We start from the raw sequence: 18755 nt of genomic DNA on the forward strand, positions 1-18755 counted from the left end.
AGTCATAAGTGTTCGTTGTTTTCAGGACCGTTGTTCTGTTCTGATTCGGGAATCACATCATCCATATCTTCGTTACCGAAGTTGATTGTGGTAGTCGATGTATTGTAGTTGTACATCGGGATTTTAATTTTGTGCCATTCAAAGGTTTTGGGTAAATCATCGCCCATCAAATAACCCCAAGGTTCGAGCGAATCTATTCGGTCAAAGATTACTTTCAGTATGGCAATGATAGGAATAGCCAAAAACATTCCGGTAATTCCGCCCAAAACATTTCCGATAATGATTCCAACAATCGAAACCAATGCATTGATTTGTACTTTTGAATTGACAAACATAGGTACCAGTATATTGTTATCAATAAATTGGACTATAATATTAACCACAATTACGCCAATGACAATTGACAGATCGGTTGAACCCGATAGTGAGACTACTATACTCAAAGCTCCGGCAAACAAGATTCCGATATACGGAACCAAATTCAAAATTCCGGTAATGATTCCTAATAAGATAAAATATTCGACACCTATAATATATAAACCAATGGTAGTGAGTATTGAAACAGCAATCATTTCAAAGAGCAATCCCACCACATAACTCTGTACGGCAAGTTTAATTTCGATTAAAATTTCTCTGAGTTTTTTGTGGTGAATCGGTTTGTATAATTTGATTAAAAAATTGACGAACAGGTTCTGATACAACAAAAAGAGAAAAGTATAAATAGGAATCAGTGTCAGATTCAAAACAATATCGGTGAACGAATTGAGGGTACTGCCTACAATTTCTTTTCCTGAATCTAAACTGTTCTTGGTAGCATTGAGAATGATTTTATTTTGTTCACTTTTGCTCAAATGAAAATTATCCCGAATCAGTTGTTGGAAATTTTCGATATGATAAAAGAAATTGTTTTTGATTTTGTCCCAATCATGAGCCATGTCACTTACCTGTAACGAAATAAAGTAAAAAACTCCCAGAAAAATCATTACAAATAAGACTATGGCAAAGACGACCGCTACGAAATGAGGAAAACGGAGTTTGGTAATTAAAAAGCGAACTACCGGACGAAGTAGGATAGCAAAGAGTAGTGAAAGTAACAGCGGAAAAATAATATCCCGGCCCAAATAGACTATGGCAAACAGCCCAATCAAGCAAAGTAAAATGGCTGCCAATCTGATATAAAAAGGAAATTTTACGGTTTCTGACATATTTCTTCAGTTTAATTTGAAAGATAGTCAATTTTTTAATTCCCTGTATCCAACTGCTTCAAATACTGATATACTTTTTCGGTAGGCAGTCCCACAACATTGGTATAAGAGCCTTCTATTTTGGATATGCCTATCAATCCAATCCATTCTTGTATGCCATAGGCACCGGCTTTGTCAAACGGTTTGTATTTGTCTAAATAGTACTGAATTTCCTCATCGGAGAGTGTGTTAAAGGTAACTTTGGTTACTTCAAAAATAGTTTCCGTTTGGTGTTTGGTTTTGAAACAAACAGAGGTGATTACTTCATGTGTTTTATTCGACAGTGATTTTAAAATAGCCACCGCATCTTGGTAATCTTTTGGTTTTCCCAAGGCTTTGCTCTCGAGCCAAACGATGGTATCACTGGTAATCAATAGCTCATTTTCATTGATTTCTCCTTCAAAAGCACTGGCTTTGAGTTCGGCCAAATAGTTCGTGATTTCAACACCCTGAAGATGATCAGGATATGTTTCTTCGATGTCTTTCAGGCGTATTTCAAAAGCCAAATCCATGTCCCTGAAGAATTGCTGCCTTCTGGGAGAACCAGAGGCCAGTATGATTTGCAGGTTTTTGAGGTTTAAATTACCCATGGTTTTTGATGTTAAAAGTAATGACTGCCACCGAAAGAATGCCGAAGAAAATGATCCATTTTAATACAGTGCTTAACAAATGAAAATCTTTTTTGGAGGTAGCATTCCAAATTTTTATCACAAAGAAAATCATCGGACCGACAATGAGTAACAATCCGTAGATGACTGCAAAATAGAGTTGGTTTGCCATCAAGTATGTATTGATGTACCACAGCAAAAGTAGAGTGGCCGAGATTCCTAAAACAAAAACTACTTTAACGGTCCGCGATATTCCTAAAGCAATGGGTAACGTATTCATTCCTTGGTTATAATCACCATCTACATCTTCCATATCTTTAACAATTTCGCGAATAAAATTCAGGATAAAAGCAAAAATGGCATAGTCCACCATAAATGAAAAAATGACTGACATTTCGTTACGGTTATCCGCATAGGTTAAAGGCAATAAATCAAAAATACTGATGATTAAAATACTCATAGATAAGACCAATGCCACTATGATGTTGCCAATTAATAGTATCTTTTTGAAGCTTGTTGCATACAAATACAGAATAGTGACTATGATGATGAAGAGTCCACCGAATGTTGGTTTTTGAATCACGTTGGACAAATAAAAACCAATCCCGACTCCGGTTACATTCAGTACAAAATACAAATTGTATCCCATGGCTTCAGAGATGCTTTTTCCAATAATAACATTGTTGGGTTTGTTATCGGCATCTGTCTCCTGATCCATGATGTCATTAATAACATAGCCACCCGCCGCAATCAATACCGTCGATAATACTAATAATCCATATTGAAAATCATTCAGAAACAAATAAACAGCTTGGTATTTCAGGAAACCATAACGAAAAATAAGCTGCATGAATGCCAGTAGTAATAAGTTTTGGTAACGGATTAATTTTAAAAAATTCATATTTATGTTTACTTAATTTATTCTCATTTGTCAGAACGAAACTATTCAGTTAATCGTGTTTCCCGTTGTAGTACAAATGCCATTTGCCTTGTACTTTCATCACTTGTTCTATCATCTCCCGAACCGCTCCTTTGCCGCCTTTTTTATGGGATATGTATTTTGAAATAGCTTTAATTTCCGGGCTGGCATCTTGAGGACAGGTGGGTAATCCTACCAGTTGCATGACATGAAAATCGGGAATATCATCGCCCATGTAAAGCACATGTTCAGGATTAATGTTGTACAGTTCCGTGTATTCTTTAAAAGTGGCTACTTTATCTGATGAAGCCAAATGAATATCGGTAATTCCCAGGTTTCTCAATCGAATGCGCACCCCTTCATTGTTTCCGCCCGAAATGATGCATACATGATATCCGCTTTCAATTGCGGCTTTCATGGCAAATCCATCTCGGATATTCATGGTGCGCAGCATTTCTCCGGTTTGGGTTATGTGTACCGAACCATCAGTCAAAACACCGTCTACGTCAAAAATAAAAGTCGAAATGTTGTTCAGAATTTCTTTATAGCTTTTTCCCATTATCAATAATAGATTTAGTTAGCAGTTTGTATATTTCTTTTTGGTTGGCATCTGTCAAAAAAGACAGATGGGCATTGATGGTAGTAGTGTCCTGGCGTTTTGCCGGACCTGTTTGAGCTTCATTTGGCGACAACGTCATAATTTTGTTGGCAGTTTCCTGTATCAAGGGTTTCAAAATATCAAATGATAAGTGGTTTTCGGTACAAATATCATCTCCGATTTGATACAAATGATTGACAAAATTAGACACAAAAACAGCGGCTACATGCAAGGCTCTCCTTTGTTCTGAGTTTACCCTGTAGTGAACTTCCGAGATAACTCTAGCCAGATTTTCAAGAGTTTGATAATCGGTCTCATTTTCAGCTTCCAGACAAATCGGGATGTGTTTAAAATCAATCGCTTTGGTTTTCGAAAAGGTTTGCAACGGATAAAAAACGCCTCGTCTGTGGTTGGAATGTAAAGCCGTCATGGCCAAACTGCCCGAAGTGTGAACAACCAGTTGGTTATGCAGCAGAATCTGATTGGATACATTTTCAATAGCATCATCAGTAACGGCAATGATGATTACATCGGTTTCTTCCAGTTTAGTAAAATCAGAGATGACTTTGCGGGAATCAACCAAATGTGTGACCGCTTCTGTTCGTCTTGAAAACACCTGAACCAAATCAACATCAGTAGTTTTGCTGAATGCTTGGATTAAATGCTGGGCAACATTTCCGGAACCAATAAGTGTCACTCGAATCATGTGGCTAAATTATCAAAAAATACGTTAGTAAATTAAAGAAAAAAACAAGGGTTAAAAAAGTATTAAAACCCAAAACAAATGCAGTTGAAATCTATTTATTTACCCTATTTTTGTAGCACTTTAAAAAAAATTCCAAACTTCATATGGAAAAGAAACTATACGCTTTTTTATTCTCTACACGATTAATGGCGGTTTTGTTTTTAGGTTTTGCCGTGGCTATGGCAGCCGGAACTTTTATTGAAAGCAAATACAATACCGATACAGCCCGAATTTGGGTATACAACGCCTGGTGGTTTGAGGCTATTATGCTGTTTTTTGTGATTAACTTCATCGGAAATATCAAACGTTATCAATTGTACAAAAAAGAAAAATGGGCAACTCTTTTACTGCATTTGTCCTTCATATTTATCATCACGGGAGCTTTTATAACTCGTTACATCAGTTATGAAGGAATGATGCCCATTCGAGAAGGAGCTACATCAAACCAGCTTTTCTCGGATAAATGCTATTTGACTGTATTTGTTGACGGAATGTATGAAGGCAGTTTAAAGCGCCGCATTTTTGAAAAACCCATGTTGTTGTCGCCGGTAACGGAAAACTACTTTTCGATTAACGAAAAATTTGCAGAAATTCCATTCGAAATAGAGTATAAAAACTTTGTATTAGATGCCAAAGAAACCATCAAAGAAGACGAGAAGGGAACCGTTTACTTAAAACTGGTCGAGTCGGGTGACGGTATGCGTCATGAGCACATGTTGAAGGAAGGTGAAATTCAGGATATTCACAACGTGCTGTTTGCGGTTAATAAACCCACCAAAGGCGCTATCAACATCGATACAAAGAACAATACCATCACTTCGCCTTTTGAAGGTCAGTTTATGCGAATGGCGGACAGGTTACAAGGAAAAGTAGGTAAAGATTCGGTACAGCCTTTGATGTACAGGTCTTTATATAACGTAGGAGGAACCCAGTTCGTAATACCTGATGCTCCCAAAAAAGGATTCATAACGTTTGAATCGAGTGGAAATTTTAAACCTAAAAACGGTACTGACGCCCTGACGGTTCTTATTAAATCAGGAGGAAAAGAACAGGAAGTTACGCTAACCGGCTCAAAAGGAAAGCAAGGGGAGCCCAAAATATGTAAGTTAGGGGAATTAGAATTTACGCTGAGTTACGGCAGTAAGGTTTATCAATTGCCGTTTAGTTTGAAATTGAATGATTTTATCGCTCAAAAATATCCGGGAACGGAGAAAAGTTTTTCCGCTTTTGAAAGTCAGGTTACGGTTATCGATTCAACAGAAAAGTTTGATGCTCGCATCTACATGAACCACATTCTTGATTACAAAGGATTCCGTTTCTTCCAGGCTTCATTTGATCCGGATGAGAAAGGAACAGTACTGTCGGTTAACCACGATTTCTGGGGAACTACGATTACTTACATCGGTTATTTTATTTTGTTCTTCTGTCTTATGGCAATAATGTTTGTCAAAAAATCACGTTTTGCAGATTTGAAACTAAAACTCGAAACCGTGAAAAAGAAAAAGGCCAAAATGGCTTCGATATTGATATTGTTGTTTTCTTTGAACGGATTGGCCCAAAATCATCCGCATCCGAATAAAGAAATCAATTTTTTAGATTCAATCTTATCGTATAAAGTTCCCGAAAAACAAGCCGAACAATTTGGTCGTTTGGTAATACAGGATGCCGGAGGAAGAATGAAACCGGTTAATACTTTTGCTTCTGAATTGTTGCGAAAAGTGAGCCACAGCGATACCTATAACGGAATGAATGCCGATCAGGTTTTGATTTCAATGAAACAATTTCCTTTTGCCTGGATAGAAGTTCCGTTGGTTTACGTCAAACCCGGCAATGACAGTATTCGTAAAATTATCGGGGTGGATGCCGATATGAAGTTTATTCCGTTCAAGAAATTTTTTGATGCCAAAGGCAACTACAAATTGGCTCCATATCTGGAAGACGCTTATAAAACGGCCAATCCTAATCAGTTTGAGAAAGATTTTGTTGAAACCGATAAGAAAATCAACCTGATGAACAATGCCTTATTTGGCAGTATTTTAAAAATTTATCCGGTTCCGAATGACAAAAACAACAAATGGGTTTCTAATTTAGAAATCAGCCAGCCAACAGGTACGGCTCTTGATACCATCAAAAATGCCTTTCCTTATTATTTGGAGTCTCTTAGTTTGGCCAAAAAATCGAAAAATTACACCATGGCCAACACCATGTTGAATGGCATCATAGCCTATCAAAAGAAATTCGGTAAAGCTGTGCGCCCTTCGGATCAAAAAATAGATTACGAAATTTTATATAACAAATACGATGTTTTCAAAAAGTTGCCGTATTGGTATGTAACTGTAGCGGCATTAATGTTCCTGTTTACCATTATTCAAATTTTCAAAGAAAAAAAATGGTTATCAGTTACAATAAATATCCTGCATGTGTTGGTAGGGCTCCTTTTTGCTTTGCACACACTCGGATTGATTGCCCGATGGTACATATCGGGACACGCGCCTTGGAGTAATGCTTATGAGTCTATTGTTTATGTAGCTTGGGCAACCATGTTCTTTGGTTTGGCTTTTGACCGAAAATCAAAACTAACAGTGGCTTCTTCTGCCTTTGTTACAGCCATGATTTTGACGGCGGCCTATGCCAACTGGATAGATCCGGAGATTGCCAATTTACAACCGGTGCTGAATTCGTATTGGTTGATGATACACGTGGCGGTTATCGTGGCGAGTTACGGACCTTTTGCCTTGGGAATGATTCTGGGATTTGTTGCTTTGGTATTGATATTTTTCACCAATGAAAAAAACAAAGCCAAAATGGAATTGAACATCAAAGAAATTACATACATCAATGAAATGGCTCTGACTATCGGATTGATTATGTTGACCATTGGTAACTTTCTCGGAGGACAATGGGCCAATGAAAGCTGGGGAAGATACTGGGGTTGGGACCCTAAAGAAACTTGGGCACTCATCAGCATAATGGTATATGCGTTTGTAATACACGCCCGTTTTGTTCCGTCTTTGCGCAATAAATGGTTGTTTAACTTAATGGCGATGTACGCTTTTGTGTCTATTTTATTTACGTATTACGGAGTAAACTTCCATTTGGTCGGATTACACTCTTATGCCAGTGGAGAAGCAAAATCGCTCGGTTGGATTTGGTACACCTTGGGAAGTATGACATTGATAGGAGCCATAGCTTATCCGAAATACAGAAAGCATTACAGAAAGAAATAAGAAAGTCCCGAGAAATCGGGATTTTTTGTTTTTTACTGTTTCGCGCTGTGAATTATTTTTAACAAAAAATTATCATTTTCTGCTGTGGGGGAAACCTCTTCATGCTTGTTTGAATTAGTATACCAGAGGAAAAATCTGCTATGAATGAGATTGTTTCATTTTGTTTTGGTTGGTAGAAAATAAATTTCTATCATGTTTTGTTGGGAACTCAATGGTTTTTTAAAATCATTGAGTTCTTTTTTATAAAAACTTTAGGAATTGTATAACATCATTTTTTGGGATTATGAGTAATTTTATGGAAAAAATAAAAAGATGAGAAAACTTTTGCTATTAAGCTGCAGTGCTTTGTTTCTTTGGAGTTGCCAAAACAATGCTCAAACGAAACAGTTTGCATCAACCACAAAAAACACGGTCATGAATACACAAACTAAAACAGAAACGATTTACCAGTTCAAGGTTAATGATTTGTACGGAAAACAATTTGACTTTTCAAGTTTGAAAGGAAAGAAGATACTGGTAGTCAACACGGCTTCTGAATGCGGACTCACACCTCAATACAAAGATTTGGAAGCGATTTACGAAAAATACAAAGACAAAAATTTTGTAATCGTAGGTTTTCCGGCAAACAATTTTGGGGCTCAGGAACCCGGAAGCAACGACCAAATTGCTAAGTTTTGTAAAATGAATTACGGGGTCACATTTCCTATGATGAGCAAGATTTCGGTGAAAGGGAATGACCAACACGAAGTGTATCAGTTCCTGACTCAAAAAAGCAGAAACGGGTTACAGGATAGTCAGGTGGAATGGAACTTTCAAAAATACCTGCTAAATGAAAAAGGCGAATTGGTTAAGGTGTTATCTCCAAGAGTGTTGCCAACCGATCCGGAAATAGTTGATTGGATTAATGGTAAATCCTAATTAATCGCTCAGTAAAAGCCAAACCCGATGGAGAAATTCATCGGGTTTTTTGTTGCAATTCTATCGACGAACGTCACGTCCCTAGTGATTTAAAGAGTTTTTAATCCGTTTAACGATTTTTAGAGAATATAAAATGCATTGTTTTTAGCTTTGAATTAAATAATAAAAGCCACAACCTCTTTTTAAGATGAAAAATATATTCAATCCCGTTTACAGACAAGATTACTTAGACGGATACGCGAGCGGACTCAATCCTTATATAAATATAGTTGGGGATGCTAATGAAGCTTTTGCTTTTGGATTTGAACAAGGAAGACAAGAATACGAACGATTGAACGGAAAAATTGCTCACGGTATTCCCAAGTTGATAGTGACTAATAAGGTGCTTGACGATTTTTTATTAGCCGGTATGTTGGGAATGGATATTGATGCCGATGATTATACCGCCTTTCAGATTGACGTCATTCAAAAATGGTATCAAAGTGGCGTAGAAAAATACAATCCCAATCAAAGCAGTTATCTTTTAGGAATACTGGAAGAAAACGGCATTGACATCCTATAAGTTTACATTTATAACCCAATTTTTTTTTTTAAACCTGATGACCCTAAATCAGGTTTTTTTTATGCTTGCTTGTTATTCTAGCATCAATTGCATAAAAACGGAATGCAGCCATCGGTCAAATTTATAGCCGGTTTCTTTGAGCACAGCTACGGTTTTGAACCCGAATTTTTCGTGAAATTCGATACTGCTTTGGTTTTCTGAGTCAATTACTGCAATCATCGTGTGTCGTTTTTGTTTTTTGGCTAAATCAATCAACTTTCTCATGATGGCATGACCAATACCTTTACCGTGTTCATTAGGCATAACATACACCGAATGTTCAACAGTAAATTGATACGCTTCGCGGAAACGAAACTCACTGTAGTATCCAAAACCAACCAATCGTTCCTCAATAGTAGCTACCAAAACCGGGTATCCTTTGTTGAGTTTATCGTCAAAGATAGCCCGTTGTTGTTCAAACGTACGCTGCTTATAATCATATAAAGCTGTCGAATTGACAATGTAGTAATTCAAGATAGCCGTAATGGCCTCTACATCTTCGGGTTTATAGGGCCTAATTGTTAATTTAGTCATATCAGAATTAAAAGTTAAATGTAAAAAATAACTTCGAACCTTTGTACCTTTGTTACTTTGAAACTGAAAATTAAATGATTTATCCCAAAATACCTTTAGCGCAGAGTATTATTGAAATATGTCTTGCCAAAGGAGTTCACGATATAATAATTTCTCCGGGTTCCCGAAATGCTCCTTTGACCATTGGGTTTACCAACAATCCAAACTTTCGTTGTTACAGTATTGCTGACGAGCGTTGTGCTGCATTTTTTGCTTTGGGAATTGCCCAGCAAATTCAAAAGCCGGTAGCCGTGGTATGTACTTCGGGTTCTGCTTTGTTAAATTACTATCCGGCTTTGGCAGAAGCGTTCTATAGTCAGATTCCCTTTATTGTCATATCTGCCGACCGACCGCATGATAAAATTGATATTGGTGACGGACAGACCATCAGACAGGAGAATGTGTTTGTGAATCATTCGCTTTACAATGCTAATTTACTCGAAGATGCTTCTGAAGAAAATGATGTGTTTATCAATGAAGCGATTAATGTAGCTATTGCTCATAAAGGACCGGTACACATCAATGCGCCCTTTGAAGAGCCTTTGTATGAAACCACCAACAAGCTTTCGGTAGATTGCAATGTTACAGGTTTGTTTAAAGACCATCGAACGGTAAGGGTAGAAGATATCATTGCCTTTTCTACTTTGTGGAACCACAGTCAAAAGATTTTAGTGTTGGTAGGTGAATGTTTCCCGAATTCAATAGAGGAAAGATGGATGGAACAATTGGCTTCATTACCATCGGTGGTGGTCATGACCGAAACCACCTCTAATTTGCACCATCCATCGTTCATCAACAACATTGACACCTTAATTACTCCTTTTACCGCTGCTGAATTTACTGAATTACAACCTCGTATTTTAGTTACGTTCGGAGGCATGATAGTGTCTAAACGAATCAAGGCTTTTTTACGAAAATACAAACCCAGACATCATTGGCATATCGATGAACTGAGAGCTTATGATACCTTTGGTATCCTGACCAACCATTTTCAGGTAACGCCCAATCAGTTCTTTAAACAGTTTTTGCCATTTGTAAAAAATGTAGAAAGCGATTACAAAGCAACTTTTCATGCCATTCATCAATCCAGAAAAGAAAAACACAATAATTATTTGTCGAAAGTAGCTTTTTCTGATTTGAAAGCTTTTGAAGGGATTTTGAGTGCACTGCCTCAGCACATTCAGTTACAAATCAGTAATAGTGCTGCTATCCGTTATGCTCAACTATTTGATATAGATGCATCGGTAGAAGTGTTTTGCAACCGAGGTACCAGTGGCATTGACGGAAGTACTTCTACGGCTATCGGGGCGGCTGTGGGGAGTAAAAAACCTACCGTTTTGATTACCGGAGATGTTAGTTTTTTGTACGACAGCAATGCTCTTTGGAATAATTATATTCCGAAAAACTTTAAAATCATTCTGATTAATAATGGAGGAGGAGGTATCTTCCGGATTCTGCCCGGACATCAGGAGAACGAAACATTTCATACCTATTTTGAAACTTCACATTGTCTGACAGCAGAACATTTGGCCAAAATGTACCGTTTTGAGTATGCTATTGCCAGTGATGAAAAATCATTGTCAAAAGGACTGAAACAATTGTTCGGCCAAAATGATCAACCGATGATATTAGAAGTATTTACACCAAGCCGTGAAAACGACAAACAGTTGAAAGCGTATTTTAAAGCTTTGGTATAAATTTATATCTTTACTAAAATCCATTGTATAGTGAGTCAAACTAATAAATTGAAAATATTCAATGACCCGATCTACGGGTTCATTACCATTCCTAATTCGCTGATTTACGATTTGATTCAGCATCCTTATTTTCAGCGTTTGCGACGTATTTCTCAAATGGGATTATCCTATTTGGTTTACCCGGGAGCGCACCATACCCGTTTTCACCACGCGCTCGGAGCCATGCACATGATGCAGAAAGCGGTTGAGGTACTTCGTTTTAAAGAAGTCAAAATATCCAAAGAAGAAGAAAATGCACTTTACATAGCTATCCTTTTACACGACATAGGCCACGGACCTTTTTCTCATGCTATGGAACACAGTATAGTAGAAGAGGTAAACCATGAAGCCATTTCGCTGTTATTCATGAATAAACTTAACGAAGAATTCAACGGTCATTTGAGTTTGGCGATTCAGGTTTTTAAAGGTGAATACCACCGAAAGTTCATGTTGCAGTTGATTTCCAGTCAATTGGATATGGATAGGATGGATTATTTAAAGCGTGACAGTTTTTATTCGGGGGTGGCAGAAGGCAATATCAATTCCGATCGATTGATTCAAATGATGAATGTAGTTGACGACGTGTTGGTGATGGAAGAAAAAGGAATCTACTCGATAGAAAAGTTCCTGATGGCCCGCCGTTTAATGTATTGGCAAGCTTATTTGCACAAAACGAGTTTGGTAGCCGAACTGACTTTGACCAAAACATTACAAAGAGCTAAAGAACTTTTTCATAAAGGAGTTCCGGTGGAATGCAGCAGACCGTTAAAGTATTTTATGGAGCACAAAGTTACTTTGGATAACTTTTCGGATACAGATTTAAATACTTTTGCGCAACTGGATGATTTTGATGTAATTAGTGCATTGAAAAATTGGCAGCATAACGATGATTTTATTTTGTCAAGTTTGAGTAAAATGATTATTAATCGCGATTTGTCAAAAATAAAACTCAACAGCGAAAAGTTTCCTGTTGAAGTGCTCGAAGCCATGACGGCCCGATTTGTTAAGGAACATCACGTTACCCAGCAGGAAGCTAAATATTTTATTTTTAAAGGAAAAATTAAAAATCAGGCCTACAGCAAAGAAGCCGAACCCATCAGAATTCTGAAAAAGGACCGATCAATAGAAGATGTAGTGGAAGCATCAGATCAACTTAATTTAAAAGCCTTGTCTAAGCCGGTTACCAAATATTATATCTGTTTTCCAAAACTACTTGAAGAATTTTAATATTAAAATTGTTTTTTTTATATTTTTGTGGCAATGAAGTTTACAGCAGCTCAAATAGCAGGAATTCTTGATGGCGAAGTGGTAGGAAACCCAGATGCCGAAGTGTTCAAATTGGCTAAGATAGAAGAAGGCACCGAAGGTTCGCTTACTTTTTTGGCCAATCCTAAATATGTTAATTTTATTTATACCACCGCTGCTACCGTTACCATAGTCAATCACGACTTTATTCCCGAAAATACCTTGACTACCACACTGATAAAAGTGGATGATGCCTACCAGGCTTTTTCAAAATTATTGGAGTATTACAATCAGGTGAAGTTGATGAAATCAGGAATCGAACAGCCTTCTGTGATTTCTGAAAATGTGACTTACGGAGCAAATTTATACCTCGGAAGTTTCAGTTATATCGGTAAAAATGTAGTAATAGGTAATGATGTCAAAATATACCCGAATTGTTTCATAGGCGATAACGTTACCATAGGTGACAATACCATTTTGTTTGCCGGAGTAAAAATTTATTCTGAGTCGGTAATAGGCGCCAATTGCACCATGCATTCCGGTGTAGTAATAGGGTCTGACGGGTTTGGATATGCTCCGACCGAAACAGGAACCTATTCTAAAATACCCCAAATAGGCAATGTCATTCTCGAAGATTATGTTGACGTAGGTGCCTCTACTACCATCGACAGAGCTACTTTGGGTTCTACCATAATCAGAAAGGGAGTGAAACTCGACAACCATATCCAAATTGCCCATAATGTTGAAATTGGAGAACATACCGTAATCGCTGCTCAAACCGGTGTTGCGGGTTCAACCAAAATAGGAAGCCATTGCATGATAGGCGGACAAGTGGGTATAGCCGGTCATTTGACTATTGGCAATCACGTTAGAGTTCAGGCTCAATCCGGTATTGGTAAAAATATACAAGACGGAGAAACCATTCAAGGTTCGCCAGCCTTCAATTATGGCGATTACAGCAAGTCGTATGTACATTTCAAAAATTTACCGAAGATAGTAGCTGATTTGGAAGAATTAAAAAAGAATCATTCATCTGAGTCGTAACCAAATTGTTTGGTACGCAACAACAATAAACTAAACTAAAATAGCATACCCATGGTTAAACAAAAAACCATCCAAAACGAGATTTCGCTTACGGGCGTTGGACTTCACACGGGAAAGGAAGTCAAAATGACTTTTAAACCGGCACCGGTCAACAACGGTTATACTTTTGTTCGAGTAGACTTAGAAGGGAGTCCTGTTATCGAGGCGGATGCCAATTATGTTGTGAACACACAAAGAGGAACTAATCTTGAAAAGTTAGGTGTTAAAATTCAAACTTCGGAGCACGTACTCGCGGCCTTTGTTGGTTGTGATGTGGATAACGTAATCATCGAGTTAAACGAATCAGAGCCTCCTATCATGGATGGTTCTTCTAAGTTTTTTGTAGAAGCTATTGAAAAAGCAGGCATTGTTGAACAAGATGCTGAACGTAAATATTACGTGGTTAAAGAAGTTATTTCTTTTACCGATGAAAGTACCGGAAGTGAAATTTTGCTGATGCCTTCTGACGATTATCAGGTAACGGCTATGGTTGATTTTGGGACCAAAGTGGTAGGTACGCAAAATGCCACCATGAAAAACATCTCCGAGTTCAAAACCGAGATTGCGGATGCCCGAACCTTTAGTTTCCTGCACGAATTGGAAACATTGTTAGACAACGGTCTGATTAAAGGAGGAGATTTGAACAATGCCATTGTGTATGTTGATAAAGAAATCTCTCCTAAAACCATGGAGAACCTCAAAGTTGCTTTTGGTAAAGAACAAATTTCAGTAAAACCAAACGGAATTTTGGACAATCTTACCCTGCACTATCCAAATGAAGCGGCCCGTCATAAATTGCTTGATGTGGTTGGCGATTTGGCTTTGGTGGGAACCCGAATCAAAGGAAAAGTAATTGCCAACAAACCGGGGCACTTTGTGAATACGCAGTTTGCCAAAAAATTATCTAAAATCATTAAATTAGAGCAACGCAATCAAGTTCCGGTGTATGATTTACATAAAGAACCTTTGATGGACATTCACAAAATCATGTCTATGTTGCCACACCGACCACCTTTCTTGTTGGTCGATAAAATATTGGAAATGTCAGACAGCCATGTGGTAGGTTTGAAAAACGTGACCATGAACGAAGATTTCTTCGTGGGTCATTTTCCGGGAGCACCGGTAATGCCTGGCGTTTTAATTGTAGAAGCCATGGCACAAACCGGAGGTATCTTAATTTTAAGTTCGGTACCGGATCCTGAAAATTATTTGACTTATTTTATGAAAATTGACAATGTAAAATTCAAGTACAAAGTGTTGCCGGGAGATACATTGGTTTTCAAATGCGACTTGATTTCTCCTATCCGCAGAGGTATTTGCCACATGCAGGCTAACGCTTATGCCAACGGAAAATTGGTAGCCGAAGCTGAATTGATGGCACAAATTGTCAAAAAGAACTAAATCTAAAAATGTATGAATCAACCGTTAGCTTATGTACATCCTGGTGCTAAAATCGCTAAGAATGTCGTTATAGAACCTTTTACTACTATTCACAACAATGTTGTCATCGGTGATGGAACTTGGATTGGTTCGAATGTAACCATTATGGAAGGCGCCCGTATCGGGAAGAATTGCAATATTTTTCCGGGAGCTGTTATTGCCGCTGTGCCTCAGGATTTAAAATTCGGAGGAGAAGAATCACTAGCAGTAATTGGTGATAATGTTACCATCAGAGAGTGTGTGACTATCAACAGAGGAACTATTGCTTCCGGGCAAACCAAAATCGGAAATAACTGTTTGATTATGGCTACGGCTCACATTGCCCATGACTGTCATATAGGAGATAACGCCATTATTGTAAACGGTGTGGCTTTGGCTGGTCACGTGATTGTAGGGAACTATGCCATCATTGGCGGTTTGGCTGCTATTCATCAGTTTATTCATATTGGTGACCATGCCATGATTTCGGGTGGTTCTCTAGTGCGTAAAGATGTACCCCCTTATACCAAAGCTGCCAAAGAGCCGCTTTCTTATGTAGGGATTAATTCGGTTGGATTGAGAAGGAGAGGATTTACTTCTGAAAAAATCAGAGAAATTCAGGATATTTACCGAATACTATATCAAAAAAATTATAATACTTCTCAAGCTATGGGAATAATAGAAGCTGAAATGGCTGCTTCACCGGAACGCGACGAGATTCTTGATTTCATCCGTAACTCCTCAAGAGGAATTATGAAAGGCTATTCGGGATCGTATTAAAATGCGAATCGATAGTAGAAGATATAAATAACAGAATAATTTAATTAACAAATAATACAAAATGGCATCTACAGCAGATATTAGAAACGGATTATGCATCAAATTCAATCACGATATTTATAAAATTATCGAATTTCTTCACGTAAAACCGGGTAAAGGACCGGCTTTCGTTAGAACTAAATTGAAAAGTTTAACCAATGGAAAAGTATTGGATAATACCTTTTCGGCCGGGCACAAAATAGATGTGGTTCGCGTTGAAACGCATACGTTCCAATTTTTATATTCTGAAGGAAATGATTTCCACTTTATGAATACAGAAACTTACGAACAAATTACTTTAAACAGAGACGTATTAGACGCTCCGGATTTGTTAAAAGAAGGAACCAACGTAATGGTGCAAATCAATACTGAAACCGACATGCCGTTGTCTGTTGATATGCCGGCTTCTATTATTTTAGAGGTTACCTATACCGAGCCGGGTGTAAAAGGAAATACCGCTACTAACGCCACTAAACCGGCAAAAGTAGAAACCGGTGCCGCAGTTAATGTTCCTTTATTCATCAATGAAGGGGATAAGATCAAAATTGATACAGCTACCGGTAAATACATGGAAAGAGTGTAATTAATTTGAAAATGTGTTAATTTGAAAATTTGAAGATTATACACTCCTCTTTTTCAAATGCTCAAATCTTCAAATGTTCAATCAAATATGAAATTTCCAAGAATACATACACTCAAAGAAATAGCTCAAATCATCGGTTGCCAATACGTGGGAGCCGATGATTTTGCTGTTCATGGCATGAACGAAATTCACGTAGTAGAACCCGGAGATATCGTCTTTGTTGATCATCCTAAATATTATGAAAAGGCACTGCAGTCAGCAGCCACTATTGTTTTAATCAACAAAGAAGTTGATTGTCCTGACGGCAAAGCACTTTTGGTTTCAGATGATCCTTTCCGCGATTTTAATGTGCTGACCAAGCACTTTCGTCCGTTTGTGGCTGCCAATGCCAGTATAGCAGATTCAGCTACTATCGGTGCAGGAACAATCATTCAACCTAATTGTTTTATTGGACATAATGTAACGATTGGTAAAAATTGTCTGCTACATGCCAATGTTATTGTATACGACAACACTGTGATTGGTGATAACGTAATCATCCATTCGGGAACCGTTTTGGGAGCTGATGCTTTTTATTATAAAAAACGTCCGGAGGGGTTTGACCAATTGCTTTCCGGTGGGAGAGTAGTCATTGAAGACCACGTGGGTATAGGGGCTTTGTGTACCATTGATAAAGGGGTTACCGGTGACACCACTATAGGGGCCGGAACCAAGATAGATAACCAAGTGCACGTTGGTCATGATACGGTTGTCGGAAAAAAATGTCTGATTGCATCACAAACAGGTATAGCCGGTTGTGTCGTGATTGAAGACGAAGTAACGCTTTGGGGTCAGGTAGGAACTACCAGTGGCATTACTATCGGTGCGAAAGCTGTCGTTTTAGGGCAAACAGGAGTGACCAAATCAATAGAAGGAGGAAAGAGCTATTTTGGTACTCCGGTTGAGGAATCACGTGAAAAATTAAAGCAATTGGCCAATGTAAAAAGAATACCGGATATTTTAAACAAATTGAAATAACTATGAGCGCCAAAGAAATCGTTCAAAATTTTTACAAGTCAGATGTACTGTTGGAAACCAACACAGTCAATGATTTTTTGCATCCTGATGTTGTTTTGGAATGGCACAGTTCCAAAGGTTTTTTAAAACTCAAACACGACGATATTATTTCATTAATAACCGAATTAGGCAAAGCTTATGTTCGGTCTAAATCAAGAATTACCCACATTTTAGCCGAAGGGAATACCGTTTCGGTTAGGTATTCGCATTACGTCAAAACGTTTGAAAACCCCAGAGAAGAAATGCTCTTGGCTCATTTCATGGTGGTTTGGGAACTCAAAGGCAACAAGCTTTACCGCGGATATCAAATGAGCCAACTATAACAAATTTGCAAAAAAACTGAGTATTAATCGCTAAATACTAATCACTAATTGCTACTTTTGCAACACAAAAAATAAACACCAAATAAACAAACACACACATGAGCGTTTTAGTTAATAAAGATTCAAAAATAATAGTACAAGGATTTACAGGAAGCGAAGGAACATTCCACGCTTCGCAAATGATTGAATACGGAACCAATGTAGTAGGAGGAGTAACTCCCGGAAAAGGAGGAACCACTCACTTAGACCGTCCGGTTTTTAATACAGTTAAAGATGCGGTTGAGCAAGCGGGTGCAGATACCACTATCATTTTCGTTCCGCCAGCCTTTGCAGCCGATGCTATTATGGAAGCTGCTGATGCCGGTATCAAAGTAATTATTACCATTACTGAAGGTATTCCTGTTGCCGATATGATCAAAGCGTACCAATACATCAAAGGTAAAAATTGTCGTTTGGTAGGTCCTAACTGTCCGGGAGTTATTACTCCGGGAGAAGCTAAAGTAGGCATCATGCCGGGCTTTGTTTTCAAAAAGGGAAGTGTAGGGATTGTATCTAAATCGGGTACCTTGACTTATGAAGCGGCTGATCAGGTTGTAAAACAAGGCTTAGGAATCACAACAGCTATCGGAATTGGTGGTGACCCAATCATTGGAACTACAACTAAAGAAGCCGTTGAATTATTGATGAACGATCCTGAAACCAAATGTATCATCATGATTGGTGAAATAGGGGGGCAATTAGAAGCTGATGCGGCCAAATGGATTAAAGCCGACGGAAACCGTAAACCTGTAATTGGTTTTATTGCCGGAGAAACAGCTCCGAAAGGAAGAACCATGGGACATGCCGGAGCTATCGTTGGAGGAGCCGACGATACTGCTGAAGCAAAAAAACGCATCATGAGAGAAAACGGAATTCACGTAGTAGATTCTCCTGCCGAAATCGGTAAAAAAGTAAAAGAAGTGATGGGATAATATCCCAAACTTGTATTATAATTTAAAGCCTCACCCTTGTGAGGCTTTTTTTATTTAAAAACTTTTATATATTTGATTATCAAATTA

18 protein-coding genes are annotated in these 18755 nt (G+C 38.0%); 12 read left to right on the forward strand and 6 right to left on the reverse strand.

The genetic code is table 11. The annotated features are described in order from the left end of the window. Nucleotides 1-2 precede the first annotated feature (2 nt). The 5 genes from EZL74_RS05045 to EZL74_RS05065 are packed head-to-tail and all read right to left on the reverse strand — an operon-like array spanning nucleotide 3 to nucleotide 4075. A complete protein-coding gene (locus tag EZL74_RS05045) occupies nucleotides 3-1205 on the reverse strand; it encodes an AI-2E family transporter (protein ID WP_131475508.1) in 1203 nt (400 codons plus the stop codon). 35 nt (nucleotides 1206-1240) lie between these two features. Beyond that, complete coding sequence (locus EZL74_RS05050; protein WP_131475509.1) at nucleotides 1241-1834, reverse strand: Maf-like protein; 594 nt, start codon at nucleotides 1832-1834, stop codon at nucleotides 1241-1243. Further along, nucleotides 1827-2753, reverse strand: a complete 927-nt coding sequence (locus EZL74_RS05055; protein ID WP_131475510.1) for a geranylgeranylglycerol-phosphate geranylgeranyltransferase — start codon at nucleotides 2751-2753, stop codon at nucleotides 1827-1829. Before EZL74_RS05055 ends, EZL74_RS05050 begins: the two co-directional genes overlap by 8 nt. 49 nt (nucleotides 2754-2802) lie before the next feature. Then, complete coding sequence (locus EZL74_RS05060) at nucleotides 2803-3330, reverse strand: KdsC family phosphatase (RefSeq protein WP_131475511.1); 528 nt, start codon at nucleotides 3328-3330, stop codon at nucleotides 2803-2805. Next, a complete protein-coding gene (locus EZL74_RS05065; RefSeq protein WP_131475512.1) occupies nucleotides 3314-4075 on the reverse strand; it encodes a Rossmann-like and DUF2520 domain-containing protein in 762 nt (253 codons plus the stop codon). Before EZL74_RS05065 ends, EZL74_RS05060 begins: the two co-directional genes overlap by 17 nt. A gap of 143 nt (nucleotides 4076-4218) precedes the next feature. Here EZL74_RS05065 and ccsA point away from each other — a divergent pair, with 143 nt between their 5' ends. The 3 genes from ccsA (at nucleotide 4219) to EZL74_RS05080 (ending at nucleotide 8821) form a co-directional block, all read left to right on the forward strand. Beyond that, the gene (ccsA, locus tag EZL74_RS05070) at nucleotides 4219-7341 is read left to right on the forward strand and encodes a cytochrome c biogenesis protein CcsA (protein WP_131475513.1); all 3123 of its coding nucleotides are present in this window, start codon (nucleotides 4219-4221) and stop codon (nucleotides 7339-7341) included. A 312-nt stretch (nucleotides 7342-7653) separates the two neighbouring features. Next, entirely contained in the window at nucleotides 7654-8259 is a 606-nt protein-coding gene (locus EZL74_RS05075) for a glutathione peroxidase (protein WP_131475514.1), read from the forward strand. Between the two features lie 187 nt (nucleotides 8260-8446). Then, complete coding sequence (locus EZL74_RS05080; protein WP_131475515.1) at nucleotides 8447-8821, forward strand: hypothetical protein; 375 nt, start codon at nucleotides 8447-8449, stop codon at nucleotides 8819-8821. 72 nt (nucleotides 8822-8893) lie between these two features. Here the strand turns inward: EZL74_RS05080 and EZL74_RS05085 are convergent, their stop codons facing one another. After that, entirely contained in the window at nucleotides 8894-9394 is a 501-nt protein-coding gene (locus EZL74_RS05085; RefSeq protein WP_131475516.1) for a GNAT family N-acetyltransferase, read from the reverse strand. Between the two features lie 74 nt (nucleotides 9395-9468). Between EZL74_RS05085 and menD the strand changes: the two genes are divergently transcribed. The 9 genes from menD to sucD all read left to right on the forward strand — a co-directional run bounded on the left by menD (nucleotide 9469) and on the right by sucD (nucleotide 18668). Beyond that, nucleotides 9469-11130 carry a 2-succinyl-5-enolpyruvyl-6-hydroxy-3-cyclohexene-1-carboxylic-acid synthase gene (gene menD, locus EZL74_RS05090; RefSeq protein ID WP_131475517.1) on the forward strand — a complete coding sequence of 554 codons (1662 nt, stop codon included), beginning with the start codon at nucleotides 9469-9471 and terminating at the stop codon, nucleotides 11128-11130. A gap of 30 nt (nucleotides 11131-11160) precedes the next feature. Continuing rightward, nucleotides 11161-12396: an HD domain-containing protein gene (locus tag EZL74_RS05095; protein ID WP_131475518.1), complete on the forward strand. Its 1236-nt coding sequence runs from the start codon at nucleotides 11161-11163 to the stop codon at nucleotides 12394-12396. Between the two features lie 33 nt (nucleotides 12397-12429). After that, nucleotides 12430-13458 carry a UDP-3-O-(3-hydroxymyristoyl)glucosamine N-acyltransferase gene (lpxD, locus tag EZL74_RS05100; RefSeq protein WP_131475519.1) on the forward strand — a complete coding sequence of 343 codons (1029 nt, stop codon included), beginning with the start codon at nucleotides 12430-12432 and terminating at the stop codon, nucleotides 13456-13458. Nucleotides 13459-13509: 51 nt separating this feature from the next. After that, the gene (locus EZL74_RS05105; protein ID WP_131475520.1) at nucleotides 13510-14898 is read left to right on the forward strand and encodes a bifunctional UDP-3-O-[3-hydroxymyristoyl] N-acetylglucosamine deacetylase/3-hydroxyacyl-ACP dehydratase; all 1389 of its coding nucleotides are present in this window, start codon (nucleotides 13510-13512) and stop codon (nucleotides 14896-14898) included. Between the two features lie 12 nt (nucleotides 14899-14910). Beyond that, nucleotides 14911-15696, forward strand: coding sequence for an acyl-ACP--UDP-N-acetylglucosamine O-acyltransferase (gene lpxA / locus EZL74_RS05110; RefSeq protein WP_131475521.1), 786 nt, complete (start codon nucleotides 14911-14913; stop codon nucleotides 15694-15696). A gap of 61 nt (nucleotides 15697-15757) precedes the next feature. After that, a complete protein-coding gene (gene efp / locus EZL74_RS05115; protein ID WP_131475522.1) occupies nucleotides 15758-16318 on the forward strand; it encodes an elongation factor P in 561 nt (186 codons plus the stop codon). Nucleotides 16319-16405: 87 nt separating this feature from the next. Continuing rightward, nucleotides 16406-17335 (forward strand): UDP-3-O-(3-hydroxymyristoyl)glucosamine N-acyltransferase, encoded by a 930-nt coding sequence (locus EZL74_RS05120; RefSeq protein ID WP_131475523.1) that lies wholly within the window; start codon nucleotides 16406-16408, stop codon nucleotides 17333-17335. A 2-nt stretch (nucleotides 17336-17337) separates the two neighbouring features. Next, nucleotides 17338-17697, forward strand: a complete 360-nt coding sequence (locus EZL74_RS05125; protein ID WP_131475524.1) for a nuclear transport factor 2 family protein — start codon at nucleotides 17338-17340, stop codon at nucleotides 17695-17697. Between the two features lie 98 nt (nucleotides 17698-17795). Further along, the gene (sucD, locus tag EZL74_RS05130) at nucleotides 17796-18668 is read left to right on the forward strand and encodes a succinate--CoA ligase subunit alpha (protein WP_131475525.1); all 873 of its coding nucleotides are present in this window, start codon (nucleotides 17796-17798) and stop codon (nucleotides 18666-18668) included. Nucleotides 18669-18755 lie beyond the last annotated feature (87 nt).

This window comes from Flavobacterium silvisoli (assembly GCF_004329815.1).
Taxonomy (GTDB): Bacteria; Bacteroidota; Bacteroidia; order Flavobacteriales; family Flavobacteriaceae; genus Flavobacterium; species Flavobacterium silvisoli.

What these genes read in the sequence shown, in the direction of transcription:
- sucD (WP_131475525.1), top strand. Translation starts at nt 17,796, where the DNA reads ATGAGCGTTTTAGTTAATAAAGATTCAAAAATAATAGTACAAGGATTT.
- EZL74_RS05045 (WP_131475508.1), bottom strand. Translation starts at nt 1,205, where the DNA reads ATGTCAGAAACCGTAAAATTTCCTTTTTATATCAGATTGGCAGCCATT.
- EZL74_RS05060 (WP_131475511.1), bottom strand. Translation starts at nt 3,330, where the DNA reads ATGGGAAAAAGCTATAAAGAAATTCTGAACAACATTTCGACTTTTATT.
- lpxA (WP_131475521.1), top strand. Translation starts at nt 14,911, where the DNA reads ATGAATCAACCGTTAGCTTATGTACATCCTGGTGCTAAAATCGCTAAG.
- EZL74_RS05105 (WP_131475520.1), top strand. Translation starts at nt 13,510, where the DNA reads ATGGTTAAACAAAAAACCATCCAAAACGAGATTTCGCTTACGGGCGTT.
- lpxD (WP_131475519.1), top strand. Translation starts at nt 12,430, where the DNA reads ATGAAGTTTACAGCAGCTCAAATAGCAGGAATTCTTGATGGCGAAGTG.
- EZL74_RS05080 (WP_131475515.1), top strand. Translation starts at nt 8,447, where the DNA reads ATGAAAAATATATTCAATCCCGTTTACAGACAAGATTACTTAGACGGA.
- EZL74_RS05065 (WP_131475512.1), bottom strand. Translation starts at nt 4,075, where the DNA reads ATGATTCGAGTGACACTTATTGGTTCCGGAAATGTTGCCCAGCATTTA.
- ccsA (WP_131475513.1), top strand. Translation starts at nt 4,219, where the DNA reads ATGGAAAAGAAACTATACGCTTTTTTATTCTCTACACGATTAATGGCG.
- EZL74_RS05125 (WP_131475524.1), top strand. Translation starts at nt 17,338, where the DNA reads ATGAGCGCCAAAGAAATCGTTCAAAATTTTTACAAGTCAGATGTACTG.
- EZL74_RS05055 (WP_131475510.1), bottom strand. Translation starts at nt 2,753, where the DNA reads ATGAATTTTTTAAAATTAATCCGTTACCAAAACTTATTACTACTGGCA.
- efp (WP_131475522.1), top strand. Translation starts at nt 15,758, where the DNA reads ATGGCATCTACAGCAGATATTAGAAACGGATTATGCATCAAATTCAAT.
- EZL74_RS05050 (WP_131475509.1), bottom strand. Translation starts at nt 1,834, where the DNA reads ATGGGTAATTTAAACCTCAAAAACCTGCAAATCATACTGGCCTCTGGT.
- EZL74_RS05085 (WP_131475516.1), bottom strand. Translation starts at nt 9,394, where the DNA reads ATGACTAAATTAACAATTAGGCCCTATAAACCCGAAGATGTAGAGGCC.
- EZL74_RS05120 (WP_131475523.1), top strand. Translation starts at nt 16,406, where the DNA reads ATGAAATTTCCAAGAATACATACACTCAAAGAAATAGCTCAAATCATC.
- menD (WP_131475517.1), top strand. Translation starts at nt 9,469, where the DNA reads ATGATTTATCCCAAAATACCTTTAGCGCAGAGTATTATTGAAATATGT.
- EZL74_RS05075 (WP_131475514.1), top strand. Translation starts at nt 7,654, where the DNA reads ATGAGAAAACTTTTGCTATTAAGCTGCAGTGCTTTGTTTCTTTGGAGT.